Genomic DNA, 16,236 nt, shown 5'->3' with positions numbered 1-16,236 from the left:
TATATGGCCGAAAATTTCTTTAAAAAGACTTTGCTTCTAACCGGCGGCACCGGTTCTTTTGGCAATGCGGTGCTCAATCGCTTTATCTCCACAGACATCGGGGAAATTCGCATTTTTAGCCGTGACGAGAAAAAACAAGATGACATGCGCAAGCGCTATCACCATCCAAAGCTCAAGTTCTATATCGGCGATGTGCGTGATTCGCGCAGCGTAAACGCCGCCATGCGTGGTGTTGACTATGTCTTCCACGCCGCGGCGCTCAAGCAGGTGCCCTCTTGCGAATTCCACCCTATGCAAGCGGTGCGCACGAATGTGCTCGGCACCGAAAACGTCTTAGAGGCGGCAATCGCCGCCGGGGTTAAACGTGTCGTGTGCCTCAGCACCGACAAGGCTGTCTATCCCATCAATGCCATGGGCATCAGCAAAGCCATGATGGAAAAGGTGATGGTCGCTGCCAGTCGAAATCTGGAGAGTACAAATACCGTCATTTGCGGCACCCGCTACGGCAACGTCATGGCCTCCCGCGGCTCCGTCATTCCCCTGTTTGTAGAGCAAGTGCGGGCGGGCAAGCCCATTACCGTGACAGATCCGTCCATGACCCGTTTCATGATGACGCTCGAAGACGCAGTCGAACTCGTGCTGCATGCCTTCGAGCACGGAACTAACGGTGACATCTTTGTGCAGAAGGCACCAGCAGCCACTGTGCGGGTGCTGACTCAGGCGATCTTGGAGGTGATGCGCAAGCCCGATCACGAGGTGCTTGAGATCGGCACGCGCCACGGAGAGAAACTCTATGAAGCGCTGCTGAGCCGAGAGGAAATGGCCTGCGCTGAAGATCAAGGCGACTACTACCGTGTGCCTCCGGATGGGCGCGACCTGAACTACGCCAAGTACGTGGAAGAGGGCGAAGAACGCATCACCCGCAGCACCCATGGTGAGGACTACAACTCGCACAACACCACTCGGCTCGATGTGGAAGGCATGAAGAAGCTTCTGCTGAAGCTCGACTTCATGCAGCGCATTGCCCGTGGTGAACCCGCCTTGGTGCAGGAGTAAGCACATGAAGGTGGTGATCACAGGCGCGGGTGGCTTTGTCGGCAAGAACCTGCAGTTGCATTTGGCCGAGCGCAAGGATGTGCAGGTAGTCTGCTTTACCCGTGACGACGGTGTGGAACAGTTGCCTGCACTGCTGCAGGGGGTGGATTTCGTGTTCCATCTTGCGGGGGTCAATCGTCCTCAAGATCCCAAGGAATTCACTAGCGGCAACGCAGGGCTCACGCAAAGCTTGTGCAGCGCCATCTGCGCCGTAGCTGACGCCACGGGCAAGAAGGTGCCCATCGTCTACACCTCGTCCACGCAGGCCAGTTTCGACAACCCCTACGGCCGCAGCAAACGCGGTGCGGAAGAAGCGCTGGGGGCAGCCGCCCGGAGCCACGGCATTCCGGTACATCTCTTTCGGCTACCCAATGTGTTCGGCAAATGGTGCCGGCCCAACTACAACTCGGCCGTGGCTACCTTCTGCCACAACATTTCGCGCGGCCTCCCTATCCAGGTCAATGACCCATCGGCGCCCGTCACCCTGGTGTACGTGGATGACGTCATCGAACGTTTCATTCAGTTGATGGATGGCGCAGATGCCGCGGTAAACGCGGATGGTTTTGCTGCGGTGGCGCCGCAGTACACCACCACGGTGGGCGAACTGGCTAGGCAGATTCAGTCGTTCAGGGATAGCCGCAATACGCTCATGACCGATCGCGTGGGAACCGGGCTGGTGCGGGCGCTCTATTCAACCTATGTGAGCTACCTGCCGCCCGAGTCCTTTGCATACCCAGTGCCGCAATACGGAGACGCTCGCGGCGTGTTCGTCGAAATGCTCAAGACGCCAGACGCCGGCCAGTTCTCGTTCTTTACCGCCCATCCCGGCATCACACGAGGCGGCCACTACCACCACAGCAAGACCGAGAAGTTCCTGGTCATCAAGGGGCAAGCACGCTTCAAGTTCCGGCACATGCAAACCGGCGAAGCGCACGAACTGGTCACCGCGGGCGACAAGTCTGAAATCGTCGAGACCGTACCGGGCTGGACGCACGACATTACCAACGTTGGCACAGATGAAATGGTGGTGATGCTCTGGGCCAACGAGGTATTCGATCGCGCGCGACCAGACACCTTCGCCTGCCCGTTGTAGGCCCCACGACTTTTGATTGATCCCATGAAAAAACTCAAAGTCTTGACCGTGGTCGGCACCCGGCCCGAGATCATCCGCCTGTCGCGTGTGCTGGCCCGGCTGGACGAGCATTGCGAGCATGTGCTGGTGCATACCGGCCAGAACTACGACTACGAACTCAATCAGGTTTTCTTTGACGACCTTGGCGTTCGCAAGCCCGATCATTTCTTGAACAGTGCGGCAGATTCGACGGGTGCGGCGCATACCATCGGCAACCTCATCATTGCGGTGGACAAGGTGCTTGGACAGGAGCAGCCAGAGGCCATGCTGGTGCTGGGCGACACCAACAGCTGCCTGTCGGTCATTCCGGCCAAACGCCGCAAGATTCCGATCTTTCACATGGAAGCCGGCAACCGCTGCTTCGACCAGCGCGTGCCAGAAGAGACCAACCGGCGCATCGTGGACCACACGGCCGATGTGAATCTGACCTACAGCACCATTGCCCGCGACTACCTGCTGCGCGAAGGCCTGCCGCCAGACCTGGTCATCAAGACTGGCAGTCCGATGTTCGAAGTGCTTTCTCACTACCGCCCGAACATCGATGCATCCGATGTGCTCACGCGGCTGAACCTTGGGGCAAGCCAATATTTTGTGGTCAGCGCCCATCGTGAGGAGAACATCGAGTCTTCCCAGTCTTTTGCAAAGCTGGTCGACGTGCTCAATGCCGTTGCTGAAGATCATGACTTGCCGGTGATCGTCTCGACACACCCCCGTACCCAGAAGCGCATTGATGCCACCGGAGCGCGCTTTCATGCCAACGTTCGGCTGCTCAAGCCTCTGGGCTTTCACGACTACGTCAAGCTGCAGATGTCTGCCCGTGCGGTTCTCTCCGACAGCGGCACCATCAATGAAGAGTCGTCTATCCTGAACTTTCCGGCGCTCAACCTGCGCGAGGCCCACGAGCGACCTGAAGGAATGGAAGAGGGCGCTGTAATGATGGTGGGCCTTGAGGTTGCTCGTGTGCGCCAAGGGTTGGCCATTCTCCAGACCCAGCCCCGCGGTGATCAGCGCGGCTTGCGCCAGGTTGCGGACTACAGCATGCCGAATGTCTCGGACAAGGTGCTGCGCATCATCCACAGCTACACCGACTACGTGAATCGCGTCGTCTGGAAGAAGTACTGACTCCATCATGGCCGTCCGTGTACTTCTGCTGACCCAATGGTTCGATCCCGAACCAACCTTCAAGGGCATCGTGTTCGCGCGCGAACTCGTGCGCCAGGGGTTCGAGGTGGAGGTGGTCACGGGCTTTCCCAACTACCCGGGTGGACAGGTGTATCCGGGCTATCGCATCAAGTGGCTGCAGCGTGAGGTGATAGATGGCGTGCAGGTCACTCGGTTGCCGCTTTACCCAGATCATGGCCAATCCGCCATCAAGCGGGTGTTGAACTACGCAAGCTTCGCGGCGTCTGTGTCCATCTACGGCTTGCTCTTTGCTAAGCGCCCTGCGGTGATGTACGCCTACCATCCGCCGTTGACTGTGGGCGTGGCAGCCGGATTGATCCGCCTTCTTCGTCGTATTCCTGTTGTCTATGACATCCAGGACATGTGGCCAGACACCTTGCGGGCAACCGGCATGCTCAATAACGAGCGAGCGCTGGGTATCGTGGCCTCAGTCTGCAAGTGGGTCTACAGGCGCGTGGATCACATTGCCGTGCTTTCGCCGGGCTTCAAGAAACTGCTGGTGCAGCGCGATGTGCCCGAGGCAAAGATAGACGTGATCTACAACTGGGCCGATGAGGCCTCGCTGACCACGCCTCAGGGGCAACTGCCAGCCGCGTTCCCCAGCGCCGAAAAATTCCGGATCTTGTTTGCCGGAAATATGGGCAAGGCGCAGGCTTTGGATGCCGTGCTGGACGCGGCGCTGCTGCTGCAACAACGCGAGTCTCGTGTTTGTTTTGTGCTGCTCGGCGGCGGTGTAGAGGTGAGTCGCCTCGTTGAGCGTGCTGCGGAATTGCGCCTCGGCAATGTCGTGTTCTTGCCGCCTGTGCCCATGGCCGAAGTGGGCACCCTGCTGAATGCGGCCGATGCATTGCTCGTGCATCTGCGCAAAGATCCGCTGTTCGAAATCACCATTCCATCCAAGACGCAGGCCTATATGGCCGCAGGCAAGCCTTTGTTGATGGCGGTGGATGGCGATGCCGCCGATCTGGTGAGGGAGTCTGGAGGCGGAGTTGTTGCTGCGTCTGAAGATCCGCAGGCGTTGGTGGCCTCTGCCGAAGCATTGGCTGCAATGGACCCGGAAGCCTTGGCGGAGATGGGCGCGAAGGCACAGCGCCACTATCGCGAGCAACTGTCACTGCGGATTGGCGTGGAGCGCTTCGGCAGGCTCTTCAAGCGGCTGGGCGCCAAAAAGGCATTCGACTTGAAGCGCATGTTCGATGTCTTCTTGGCTGCGACAGCGTTGCTGCTGTTTGCTGCTCCTCTTGCGCTCCTTACCTGGCAAGTGAGCCGCAAGCTCGGCAAGCCCGCGTTCTTCCGGCAGGTCCGGCCGGGGCGGGAGGGGCGGCCCTTCGAACTGATCAAGTTCCGCACCATGACCAATGCGCGCGACGCCAGCGGGCAGTTGTTGCCGGACGCAGAGCGGCTCACGCCATTTGGCCGCTTCCTGCGTTCGAGCAGCCTCGATGAACTGCCCGAACTCTGGAACGTGCTCAAGGGCGAGATGAGCCTGGTTGGGCCGCGCCCCTTGTTGGTGGAATACCTGCCTCTCTACTCCGTGGAGCAGGCACGCCGCCATGAAGTGCGCCCCGGCATCACCGGCTGGGCGCAGGTCAACGGCCGCAATGCACTTAGTTGGGAAGAAAAATTCAAGCTCGACGTCTGGTACGTCGACAACCGCACGTTGTGGCTCGACATCAAGATCCTCTGGCTCACGGTGCGCAAGGTGCTGGTTCGCGACGGAATCTCTGCGGCGGGCGAGGCAACCATGCCGCGCTTCACCGGCTCTTCTGCCGCTGCTTCGCACGGAGGTGAGTCATGACGCAACCCTTGTTCGCGGTCTACGGCGCGAGCGGCTGCGGCCGTGGCGTGATGCCGCTGGCGCGTGCGCAGCTGGCAGGGCAATGCATTGCTGGAACGCGGCTTGTTTTCATAGATGACCAACCCGCCGAACCTGTGGTCAATGGTCAGCGGGTGCTGCGCTACGCGGAATTCCTGCAGCAAGAGGCGAGCGAGCGCCATGTCGTTCTGGCCATTGCCAACAGCAAGGTGCGCGAGCAATTGGCCGGGCGCTGCAAGGCGGATGGCGTACGCGCCTGGACTGTGAGCGCGAGCAACGTGGTGCGCATGGACGACGTGGAACTGGGCGAGGGTGCGGCCCTGAGCCCCTTCGTCACGCTCACGTCCAACATCCGTATCGGCCGACATTTTCACGCCAACCTTTATAGCTACGTCGAGCACGACTGCGTGATCGGCGACTTTGTCACCTTTGCGCCGGGCGCCAAGTGCAACGGCAATGTGGTCATCGAAGACCACGCCTACATCGGTTCGGGCGCGGTCATCAAGCAAGGCCGTCCGGGCAAGCCATTGGTCATTGGGCGCGGCGCCGTCGTGGGCATGGGTGCCGTTGTCACGCGTGATGTGCCAGCCGGCGCCACGGTGATCGGCAATCCGGCCCGCCTCTTTTCTTCCAAAGGTTGATTGTGCTGAATACCTCGTTCTCTCCCTGGCCCAGCTTCACCGCCGAAGAGGCCGAAGCCGTGCAGCGCGTGCTGCTCTCCAACAAGGTCAACTACTGGACCGGGCAGGAATGCCGCGAGTTCGAAAAGGAGTTTGCTTCGTGGACGGGCACCGCGCATGCCGTGGCGCTGGCCAATGGCACATTGGCGTTGGACGTGGCCCTGAAGGCGTTGGGCATCGGCCCGGGCGATGAAGTGGTGGTTACACCGCGCACCTTCATGGCAAGCGTTTCTTGCGTGGTCAATGCAGGTGCCACGCCGGTGTTCGCGGATGTCGAGGCCGACAGCGGCAACCTATCGGCGGCCACCATTGCGCGGGTGCTCACCCCGCGGACGCGCGCAGTGATATGCGTGCACCTGGGCGGCTGGTCTTGCGACATGGACCCGATCATGGCACTGGCCGAACAGCATGGGTTCAAGGTCATCGAAGACTGCGCACAGGCACACGGCTCGCGCTACAAGGGGCGGGCGGTCGGCTCCATCGGGCACGTGGGCGCCTGGTCCTTCTGCCAAGACAAGATCATGACCACGGGCGGCGAGGGCGGCATGGTCACCACCAACGACGAGTCGCTCTGGCGCGCCATGTGGGAGTTCAAGGACCACGGCAAGAGCCACGATGCGGTGTTCAAGCGCGAGCATCCGCCCGGTTTTCGTTGGCTTCATGAAAGCTTCGGCACCAACTGGCGCATGCTGGAGATGCAGGCTGTGATCGGCCGCATCCAGTTGCGCCGCATGGCCGACTGGACCGCGCTGCGCACGCGACATGCAGAAGCGCTGTGGGCGGCCTGCCGCCCGCACGCGGCAGTGCGTGTGCCAGTCTTGCCCGCAGGCAGCGTACATGCGCACTACAAGTGCTATGCCTACGTTCAGCCCGAGCGGCTGGCCCCCGGCTGGAACCGCGACCGTATCGTGAACGCCATTCAGGCGCTGGGCGTGCCCTGTTACCAGGGCTCCTGCTCGGAGGTCTACCTGGAGAAGGCTTTCGATGGCACCGACTGGCGGCCGGCGGAGCGCCTGCCCGTGGCACGCGCGCTGGGTGAAACCAGCGTCATGTTCCTGGTGCATCCAACGCTCACAGCGGCGGAAATGGACGCCAGCTGCGCGGCCATTGGGCAAGTGCTGAAAGAAGCGAGCGCCACATGAACTTCCATGCAGCGCCCAGTTGGTGGCCCCGGCCCGGTGCCGCGGTGTGGAGCTGGCTGCTGGCCTTGGCAATGCTCGCGCTGCTGGTGTTGAGCTTGGCCCCGTCCTCGGTGGCCTCTGCCTTGCCTTCGACTGGCTGGGACAAAAGCAATCACGCCTTGGGCTTTGCGGTGCTGGGGCTGCTGGGCCAGTTGGCTTGGCCGGGGCGCACGGCCATCGTCTTGACCACATTGCTGGCCTATGGCGGGCTCATCGAGCTGCTGCAATCGTTGACGCCTGATCGCGTTGCCGAGGCTACCGATCTGCTCGCGGATTGGGTGGGGCTGCTGCTGGGCGCGGGCCTGGCGTTCTTGCTGGAGCGTCGGCGTAGCGATAAGAATTTGCCGAGGGAATCCACATGATCGATCGTCTGGCCCAGCCTGTGTTGGCAATGCCACGGCCCTTGAAGCGGGTATTGGCGTTGTCGGTGGACGCCGGCCTGTGTGTGCTGTGCGTGTGGATGGCACTCAGCCTGCGCTACGACAGGTGGGTAGAACTGGCGGGCGTGCACTGGCTGGCGGTAGCGGGCGCGATCATGTTGGCGCTGCCGCTGTTCGTGATCACGGGCCTGTACCGCGCGATCTTCCGGTATGCCGGCAGTGCGGCGTTGATGGCAATTGGGCGAGCCTGCTCCTTGTTCAGCGTGGGCTACGTCATGATGTTCACCTTGGTCGGCGTGGAGGGCATTCCGCGCACGGTGGGCCTGTTGGTGCCTGCGCTGCTGTTGTTCACCGTGGGCGCTTCGCGCCTGGCTGCACGCTACTGGCTGGGCGGCCTGTATTCGCAGCTGTTGCGCAGCAAGACGCTGCCGCAGGTGGTGATCTACGGCGCCGGCAAGGCCGGGCGCCAGTTGGCGGCGGCGCTGGCGCACAGCCCTGAGATGGTGGTGCATAGCTTTGTCGACGATTCGCCGCATCTGCAGGGCCGCACCCTCAACGGCCTGCCCATCTACGCGCCATCATGGCTCAAGGCCAATGCTGCCGCCCAAGGCATTACCGACGTGCTGCTGGCATTGCCCTCGGTCTCGCAAGGGCGCAGGGCGCAAATTCTGAACGAGCTCTTGTCGCTGCACCTGCACGTGCGCACGCTCCCTGGCATGGCCGACCTGGCGCAGGGCCGGGTACAGGTCAAGGACCTGATGGAGGTCGACATCGAAGACCTGCTGGGCCGCGACCCAGTGGCGCCGGTCGAAGACCTGCTGCACCGCCATGTGCGCGGCAAGGTGGTGTTGGTGACGGGGGCGGGCGGCTCCATTGGCAGTGAGCTGTGCCGCCAGATTGCACAGCTGAAGCCCTCGGTGCTGCTGTTGGTGGAGTGGAGCGAATACGCGCTTTATGCCATTCACCGTGAGCTGGATCAAAAGGCGCCTGCGCTGAACGTGGTGCCGCTGTTGGCCTCCGTGTGCGACGGGGCGCGCATGCGCCAGATCATGGGCGTGTGGCGGCCCAATACGGTCTACCACGCAGCGGCCTACAAGCATGTGCCGCTGGTGGAACACAACCCTGTGGAAGGCCTGATCAACAACACGCTGGGCACGCTTACAGCGGCCTTGGCGGCGCGTGACCATGGCGTGGGCCAGTTTGTGCTGGTGAGCACTGACAAGGCCGTGCGGCCGACCAACATCATGGGCGCCAGCAAGCGCTTGGCCGAAATGACGCTGCAGGGATTGGCCCAGCAGAAGCCGAGCACCTGCTTTTCGATGGTGCGCTTTGGCAATGTGCTGGGCTCCAGCGGCTCGGTGGTGCCGCTGTTCCGCCAGCAGATCGAAGCGGGTGGGCCGATCACGCTCACGCACGAAGACATCACGCGCTACTTCATGACCATTCCTGAAGCGGCGCAATTGGTAATCCAGGCTGGCGCCATGGCCGAGGGCGGCGATGTGTTTGTGCTGGAAATGGGAGAGCCCGTGCGCATCATCGACCTGGCGCGCCGCCTGGTGGAACTGTCGGGCCGCACAGTGTGCGATGCGCAAAACCCCGAAGGCGACATCGAGCTGCTGATCACCGGGCTGCGGCCCGGTGAAAAGCTTTATGAAGAGCTGCTGATTGGCGACAACGCGATGCCCACCGCCCATCCGCGCGTGATGAAGGCGCACGAGGCCTGCCCGCCTTGGCAAGAGCTGACCCGGCAGATCGATGAGCTGGGTGCGCTGCTGGAGCGCAACGATGTGCCTGCAATCAAGTGCAAGCTGCAACAGTTACTGGGTGGCTACCGCCCACACGCAGAGGTAGTCGACTGGGTGTACATGGAGCTTGAACGCCAGAATGACCTGCTGCCCGCCCCGGTATCGGTTGCACCTGATGATTCCGCAGCCTCCGGCGTTGCGGTGCCACCGCCGGTACTCGCTTCCGTCTGATCTTTTGTTGCGGTGCTGAGGCATGCCCCAGCACCGCGCGCCCGACGCGCGGGCTTATTCGTTGTACTTGTAAGTGGTGTACCTGTAGCCACCGTAGCGGTAGCCATGGCTGCCGTAGTGGCGCCGCGTCAGGTCGATGCCATTGAAGATCACGCCGCTGACCGCCTTGCCTGCATGTGCGAGGCGCTTGGCGCTTTCGTTGAGTTCGCCAAGTTGGGTTTGATCCGCGCGGGCCACCAGCAGCACTGCGCCCATGTAGGGTGCCACTGCGGCCGTGTCAGCAGCCACCAGCACCGGAGGCGTATCGATGATGACCAACTCGTACTGCGCCGAAAGCACGTCGAGCAGGCGCACGAAGGTTTCCGACATCAGCATGTCGGCCGGGTTGGTCGGCAGCTTGCCGGTGGTCAGCACGTCAAGGTTCGGCAGCACCTGCGAGCGGATGGCCTGCTGTGCCGAAAGCTCGCCAGCCAACAGTTCCGAAAGACCGCCGTCACGCGGCAGGCCGAACTGCTTGTTCAGGTGGCCCTTGCGCATGTCGGCATCGATCAGCAGCACGCGCTTGCCAGCGTGCGCCATGATGGCCGCGAAGTTGCCCGAAACAAAGCTCTTGCCGATGCCTGGCGTTGCGCCTGTGATGAGCACGCGGTTGTTGCCAGCTTCGAGCGTGGCGAATTGAAGCGCGATGCGCAGGCTGCGCAATGCCTCGATGGGGGGACTGTCCGGATGGGTCACTGCCAGCAACTGGATGCCCTTGGCGCCGGCTGCAACGCTTTGGTTGAGCGTCGTCTGTTCGGGAGTAAAGGGCACGACTGAATAAACCGAAAGGCCGGTATGAGCTTCGATCTCCTGTGGGTCCCGGATGCCCGCCAAAAAATTGCTGCGCACGATCGCTAGCGCTGCACCAGCTAAAAGACCCAATGCCAGAGCTATTGCGAGGATGAGCGGCTTTTGCGGTTTGATGGGTTCCTTGGTCTTCACCGCTTTGTCGAGCAGACGCACGTTGCCGGTCTTGCCTTCTTTCACCAGACGCAATTGCAGTGCGTTATTTTGCAGCGACTGATAAAGGCCGCTGTTCACCCGCACATCACGCTCAAGGCGGAGCGCATCTTGCTGCAGCGTGGGCATGCGGCTCACACGCGCGTTGAGGCCGCCAATCTCTTTTTCGATAGCGGCAATCTGCCCATCGATGATCTTCACGCGCGAGTTGGCGTCGGTGAAACGCGCCGCTACCTCGCGGCGGCGCTGCTGGGCTTCGAGTAGTTTGGTCTGGAGCTCGATGGTCTGGGCTAGGACGCCCTTTGCTTCTTCGTCAAAGGCCACGGTGCCGTTCTTATTGCGGAAACGTGTGTAGGCATCTTCAGAGGCTTCGAGCTGGCGCTTGAACTCCGGCAACTGCTCGTCCAGGAAAGCCAGCGTTTTTTGCGCCTCGGCTGCCTTGCGCTCCACGTTCTGCTGCACGTACTGCTCGCCAATGGCGTTGAGGATGCGGGAGAGCCGGTCGCGATCGCTGTCTTGAAGCGCCACGCTGATCACGTTCGATTGCTTTCCTTGTTCACTGAGTTGCAATCGCTTTTGCAGGTCCTCAATGGTGCGTAACTGCGAGGCGCGCAACACGACGAACTCCGCGCCTGGCTTTCCTTCGAGCTTATCGACTAATAGATCGATTGCCCCCTCTCCGAGGGCATGGTGCAGCGGCTGGCCCACGGTGCCGCTCAGCGGCTGGTCCAGCTCCGTATGCCTGAGCGTGTATCTGCCTTCGCCCTGTGCCGTGATCAGAAAGGGCGCTTCGTCCTCGAGTTCTACCGGCAGGTCGAAGCGTGCGACGCTGATGCGTTCCTTGCCATTGACGTAGCCGCCGATGCCAAGGAAGCCGGGGTCCGAAAGCCCCTCCGCCCGACGTGCCAGCCATCGGCCGAATATCGGGAGGTAGCGCGGCCTAGCGTCAATGTAGGCACGCGTTTGGTCCACGGCCGCACCCAGCACCATCCGTGAGCGGATGACCTGTATCTCGCCGGTGGCTGGTGTCTTTACGTCAAAAAGGCTCGAGGCTTCGCCGAGGAAGCCCTTTGCATCAGGCGCAGCATCCTCGACTTGGATCAGCAGGTTGGACTGATAGACGGGGGTGGATAGCAGGGCATACGCCACACCGAGCGCTAGCGCTAGTGCGGTGACAGCCAGAACGAGCCACTTTCGGTCGATCAGGATGTCGAACCATTCTTTCAGATTGATCTCATCTTCGTCCGGCCTCGCAACCGAAGGCGCAGCAGTCTGCCCGACACGCGCAGCATTGGAAGTAGTCACAGCAGGAGTGTTCATTTGAATTGCCGAATCCGTTCGGCCCATGTCTTGACGCCGGCGTCGATGAGTTGAAGTGCGTGCTCGAAGGCTTCCTGGCCCATGCGGTAGGGGTCGGGGATATTCAGCTTGGCGGTTTCGGCAAGCCGAAAGACCCTGCCGCGCGTGAGCGGGTAGGTGGTTTCGATGTGGCGGCGCTGCCCCTCGTCCATGGTGAGGATCAGGTCGGCCTGAACGCACATGGGCTGGGTGATCTGGCGCGCGCGGTGGGCGCTCAGGTCAAGGCCGCGCGCGGCCATCAGTTCCTGCGCAATGGGGTCCGCGGGGTGGCCTATCAACGCACCCGTGCCGGCTGACGACACGGTGATCTCCGGCAGCGCATCGGCCAGCAGCACATGCGCCATTGGGCTTCGGCAGATGTTGCCGATGCAAACGACAAGAACGGATTTCAACGTGTCCGCCTTTCTTTGAAGGAAAAAACGCTCATGGGCTGCGATCGAAATTCAAGATGTTGTCTCCGGCACGTGGCTTGTTGTCTGGCGGGGCCGCAAAGTTGAAGGCGCCCTGGTCGCGCACGGAGGTCAGTTCATAAAGGGTGTTGCTGCGGCCCAGGCGCGCGCCGCCGTCGCGCGTGAGCGGCGACCATGCAAAGCCCAGCGCAAACTTGCTGGACCGCGGCAGCAGCGCGTCGAGCGGAATCGAAAGATAGATGCCCTTGTCGAAGTCGCCTTCGCCAAACTGCTTTGACGAGACGTTGGTCTTGGTGGCGTAGGCGCCCAGCACAAAGCCGTTGTCGAAGCGGCGGATGACTTCGAGCGTCACGCCGCGGTCGCCCGCAAGGTACTGGCCCGCGCTGATCTTGGCCATGACGCCGTTCCAGCCGGTGTCCCAGTAAAGGGTGGCGTGGCCGGTGGTCACCTTGTAGTCGCGCAGGCCAAAGTCCTGGTTGAAGTCGCGCTGGCGCACGCGGTTGATGTCCACGCCAAAGGCCACGGGCGAGCGCGCGGGCCGGTAGAGCCATTCGGCGCCCACGCCCGCAAACATGGATTCGAGCAGGCCGCCATACACGCTGTAGTAGTGGTTGCTCGACAGCTGCCCCACATGCGTGAGCTGCAGCGACGGAATGGTGAAGCGGCTGGAGGTGACGTACTCGCGCTGGTAGGTGCGCACGCGTGGCAGCTCGCTGGGCGCGGTGTAGGTGAACTTGTCGTAGTTGTCGGCCAGCCGCAGGTTGACTGCGCCGCTGAGCCAGGTGCGCTGGGTAAAGCGGTATTCGGCGGTGGCCTGGATGCCAAGCTGATAGAGCAGGAAGGCGTCGGGCCCGCCGACGATCTGGCCATAGCTGGGCGCAATGCCAAAGGTGAACTTGTCGCGGGGGCGCACCCAGGGGGCGTTCGTTTCAGTGGCGGCGGCTTCGGTGGCGGCGGTGTTCTGAGCGGGGCTGCTGCGCGTGTCGTCGGGGCGGGCCAGCTCGGGTTCGTAGTCGCGCTTGGATACGGCCCGCGCCGCATGCGGCGGCAAGGCCTCGATGCGCGCCGCCACCCATTCGGCACGGTCGATGGCCTGTGCATGCACCGCGAGCCCGCGCTCCGAGTAGTGAAAGACAAAGCTCTTGATGGCGTCCGGCGCATCGTGGTGGAGCACCGCAATGGCTTTTTCGACGCGCGCGGTGCGGTAGACGGTGTTGCTGTCGGTCACCCACACATGCAGCACGTCGTCCTTGGGCGCAATGCGCTCGACGATCCATTCGGTCTGCGCCTCGATCTCGGCCGCAGTGGTGGCCCAGCCGGGGGAGCGCGGGGCGGCCTCGGGCCTGAATTCCGGCAGCGGCCGGTCGGCCGGCTTGGGCGACTGCGACGCGGCCAGGTTGCTCGACAGCGTGAGGCCAATCATGAACTTGTCGCCGCGCTCGAAGCCGGCAGACAGCGTGACCTTGGGCGACACCTGGTAAGACAGGCCGACGTTGAAGGGCGAGCGCTGGCGCTGGTTGTTGTTCTGCGGCTCGCTCTGGTAGTCGTTGCCTTCGTATTCGAGCTTGAGCGTGAGCGGGTCCCACGGCGTGCGCCACTGCACGCCGCCAAAGAGGGCGGCCGGGCCACGAAAGTAGGAGCCGAACCTGCCTGGGCTGGTGCTCGAGTTGCCGCGGGTGTCGAAGCGGCTGCCCAGCAGCTTGAAGGGGTTGCTGATGTTGCCGCTTGTGCCCAGGTAGCCCCAGCCGATGCCAAGGCTGAAGTCGAGGTCGTACCAGCGCTTGCTTGCCACCAGGTACTCGCCGGAGAAAAGGCCGGTACCGCCCAGGTCGCGAAAGCCCAGCGCAAGCTCGGGCACGAAGGTGGTTTCCTTGAGCAGCCGAAGCTTGATGTCGATGCTCTTGTCCTTGTTCGACTGGCCGGTGGTGCTGGCTTCGTACGCGCGGTTGGAAATGGAGGTGTAGCGAAAGCCCGCCTCCATCCAATCGAGGGGCTGGAACATCACGTTCAGCCGCGTGTAGGGCCAGATCGACGTGAGCGATGCGCGCGTGTCGCCGGCCACGCCCATGCGGGCCGATGGCGTTTGCAGCAGGCCGGTTTCGCCCCAGTCGTTTCCGCTGATGTCGAGCGGGCGCGGCTGCGAGGCCACGGCCTCGGGGAGCGTGGCGGCGACGGTGGGCGCGGCGAACACGGGTGCGTTGGCGGCCGGGGGCGCGGTGGTGGTGGGTTCCTGCGGCGACGGGCCTTGCACGGCAAGGAACTTGATGAGGCCTTCCGACAGGTCCGCCAGGGCGGCCATGCGGCGCGGCGGGGCCCAGATCCAGGCGCCGGGCGCGGGTTCGTCGGCGGGCTCGGCATTCCAGGCGCCGATGCCTGCGCGGGTGGTGCGGCCGTCGGGCTGGGCGATCCAGGCCCAGTCGGCACCGCTGCCCAGGCCACAGGCGCCCAGGTAGTCGAGCACCGAGCGGCCGCCTTCGTGCGCCACCTGGCAAAAACTGCCGTCGGGCTGCACCACGGTGACCGAGCGCAGCGGGGCGGGCGGCACCGCGAGCCGCTGGCCTTCGCGCAGCACCGGGTCTTGCCCGGGATTCGCCTGCAGCCAGCGCGGGTCGACAATGCCCAGCGCCACGCGGCCGGTGGCCGGAAGGCTTTGCAGCACGGACAAGAGCTGCTCGCGCGAGGCCCGCTCTTCAGGCGAGGCCGATCGAACGGCCGCTTCCACCCGCACCAGCAGCGACTCTTTCAGGTACTGCTGTGCGAGCAGCTCCTGCGGCACCTGCCATGCGAGGCCGGGGCCGGCTGCATCTTCGGGTTGGCGCAGCAGCCAGTCGCTGAGCCGCTCGCCCGGGCGCACTTGCGCAGCGCCGCCAACAGGGCGGTCGGTGGCTGCGGCATGGGCGGAGGGAGTCATCAACACGATCGCGGCGGCCAACAGGCTGAGGCGGAAGGGGTTGGTGATGGGGCCGGGCGGGGGCGGGGGTCTCATGAACCAGCTGCGCTTGTCGAGGCAACGTTGGCTGGCGCAGAGGGATTCCACCGCTCGAAGCTCAAGCACAGATCACGGGAAAGGCACTGCTCGGAATACACCGCCTCGAGCTTGTCGCCAACTTGGGCGAGGCCAAAGCGCGCCGGCGGCAGCGAGGCTGAGGCCGGACGCGTGCTGCTGCGCTCCTCGACCCAGCGCAGCGAGCTCGCGGGCCGGCCGGCGAGCATGCTGTCGGTGGGCGGCGCGATTTGCCGCTGCTCGATGTCGTCGCGTATGCCGGAGCGGTAGCCGGGCATCAGGTCGCGCTCGCGCTGGAAGCGTGTTGTTGCAGTCGCTGTGCTCTCGGCGGCCGTGGCGGAGGGCCAGGCAGGCGCGTTGACAAGGCGCACGGCGCGCCAGTCGGTCGTGAGGCCGGCCGTGGCCACCAGGCGCCCGTGGCGCAGGCGCACCGTTTCACCCGAGGCGCTGTACCAGACCTCTGTAGGACCTTCGGGATGGGGGTCGACGTATCCGAGCACGAGAAACACGGTGCGGCCTTCGAACGTGGCCCGCAAATAGCTGAATTCCGGACGGAATGTGTGGGAGTCCGACGGCGAGGCGTTGTTGTTATAGAGGTGCCGGGCCGTGGCAAGCATTGCCGAGGAGCCCGAGGAGCATCCGCCCAAAAAAAAGGATGATGCGAGTACGCAACATCCTAGTTTTTGCACCGCGCTGGCGGTGCTTTGGAATCTCGCTGGGAACCCCCCCTTGCGGAGGGCTCCGATCATTACCTGGTGCCGGTGGTACCGGTGGTGCCAGTGCCGCCAGGGCCACCGGGGATGATGAAACCGCCACCACCACCGCCGCCGCCACCGCCGAGAGCCGCTGCCAACAGCACGCCGCCGCCAGCTGCCGCACCGATTTGCTGGGTGGTCAGGCCGCCACCGCCAGCAGCGCGAACGGCATCAGCGGCGGTTGTCGGGGGCACAGGCAGTTGTTGTGCAAGGGCCGGCGCAGAGGCCAGGGCTGCAAGAGCCATGGCTGCGATCAGGTGACTATGT

The 16,236-nt window shown here is 63.2% G+C and carries 12 protein-coding genes and 1 pseudogene; 9 read left to right on the top strand and 4 right to left on the bottom strand.

Features of this window, described 5'->3' with window-relative positions:
* Positions 1 to 3 precede the first annotated feature (3 nt).
* From AC1DSC_RS07465 to AC1DSC_RS07425, 9 genes and pseudogenes are all read left to right on the top strand, one after another.
* Complete coding sequence (locus tag AC1DSC_RS07465) at positions 4 to 1,056, top strand: polysaccharide biosynthesis protein (RefSeq protein WP_436298335.1); 1,053 nt, start codon at positions 4 to 6, stop codon at positions 1,054 to 1,056.
* 4 nt (positions 1,057 to 1,060) lie between these two features.
* Positions 1,061 to 2,188 (top strand): UDP-2-acetamido-2,6-beta-L-arabino-hexul-4-ose reductase, encoded by a 1,128-nt coding sequence (gene wbjC / locus AC1DSC_RS07460; protein ID WP_436298336.1) that lies wholly within the window; start codon positions 1,061 to 1,063, stop codon positions 2,186 to 2,188.
* Between the two features lie 24 nt (positions 2,189 to 2,212).
* Positions 2,213 to 3,349: a non-hydrolyzing UDP-N-acetylglucosamine 2-epimerase gene (gene wecB / locus AC1DSC_RS07455; RefSeq protein ID WP_436298337.1), complete on the top strand. Its 1,137-nt coding sequence runs from the start codon at positions 2,213 to 2,215 to the stop codon at positions 3,347 to 3,349.
* Between the two features lie 7 nt (positions 3,350 to 3,356).
* Positions 3,357 to 4,490 (top strand): annotated as a pseudogene (locus AC1DSC_RS07450) (glycosyltransferase family 4 protein); the annotation flags it as partial.
* 99 nt (positions 4,491 to 4,589) lie between these two features.
* Complete coding sequence (locus AC1DSC_RS07445) at positions 4,590 to 5,207, top strand: sugar transferase (RefSeq protein WP_436298789.1); 618 nt, start codon at positions 4,590 to 4,592, stop codon at positions 5,205 to 5,207.
* Positions 5,204 to 5,866: an acetyltransferase gene (locus tag AC1DSC_RS07440; RefSeq protein ID WP_436298338.1), complete on the top strand. Its 663-nt coding sequence runs from the start codon at positions 5,204 to 5,206 to the stop codon at positions 5,864 to 5,866. Before AC1DSC_RS07445 ends, AC1DSC_RS07440 begins: the two co-directional genes overlap by 4 nt.
* 2 nt (positions 5,867 to 5,868) lie before the next feature.
* A complete protein-coding gene (locus AC1DSC_RS07435) occupies positions 5,869 to 7,047 on the top strand; it encodes a DegT/DnrJ/EryC1/StrS family aminotransferase (protein ID WP_436298790.1) in 1,179 nt (392 codons plus the stop codon).
* Positions 7,044 to 7,448, top strand: coding sequence for a VanZ family protein (locus tag AC1DSC_RS07430; RefSeq protein WP_278881583.1), 405 nt, complete (start codon positions 7,044 to 7,046; stop codon positions 7,446 to 7,448). Before AC1DSC_RS07435 ends, AC1DSC_RS07430 begins: the two co-directional genes overlap by 4 nt.
* Entirely contained in the window at positions 7,445 to 9,442 is a 1,998-nt protein-coding gene (locus AC1DSC_RS07425) for a polysaccharide biosynthesis protein (RefSeq protein WP_436298339.1), read from the top strand. Before AC1DSC_RS07430 ends, AC1DSC_RS07425 begins: the two co-directional genes overlap by 4 nt.
* A 54-nt stretch (positions 9,443 to 9,496) precedes the next feature.
* On the opposite strand, the gene AC1DSC_RS07420 is transcribed toward AC1DSC_RS07425, so the two are convergent.
* Genes AC1DSC_RS07420 through AC1DSC_RS07405 form a run of 4 tightly spaced genes read right to left on the bottom strand, consistent with a single transcriptional unit; the run spans position 9,497 to position 15,831 of the window.
* Entirely contained in the window at positions 9,497 to 11,761 is a 2,265-nt protein-coding gene (locus AC1DSC_RS07420; RefSeq protein ID WP_436298340.1) for a polysaccharide biosynthesis tyrosine autokinase, read from the bottom strand.
* A complete protein-coding gene (locus tag AC1DSC_RS07415) occupies positions 11,758 to 12,192 on the bottom strand; it encodes a low molecular weight protein-tyrosine-phosphatase (RefSeq protein ID WP_027730615.1) in 435 nt (144 codons plus the stop codon). The genes AC1DSC_RS07420 and AC1DSC_RS07415 overlap by 4 nt, the downstream gene beginning before the upstream one ends.
* Before the next feature lie 31 nt (positions 12,193 to 12,223).
* A complete protein-coding gene (locus AC1DSC_RS07410) occupies positions 12,224 to 15,196 on the bottom strand; it encodes a YjbH domain-containing protein (RefSeq protein WP_436298341.1) in 2,973 nt (990 codons plus the stop codon).
* Positions 15,193 to 15,831 (bottom strand): YjbF family lipoprotein, encoded by a 639-nt coding sequence (locus AC1DSC_RS07405; protein ID WP_436289126.1) that lies wholly within the window; start codon positions 15,829 to 15,831, stop codon positions 15,193 to 15,195. The genes AC1DSC_RS07410 and AC1DSC_RS07405 overlap by 4 nt, the downstream gene beginning before the upstream one ends.
* Positions 15,832 to 16,236 lie beyond the last annotated feature (405 nt).

Source organism: Variovorax sp. 01N425 (genome assembly GCF_056399465.1).
This window is presented reverse-complemented; position numbering and strand designations above follow the sequence as displayed.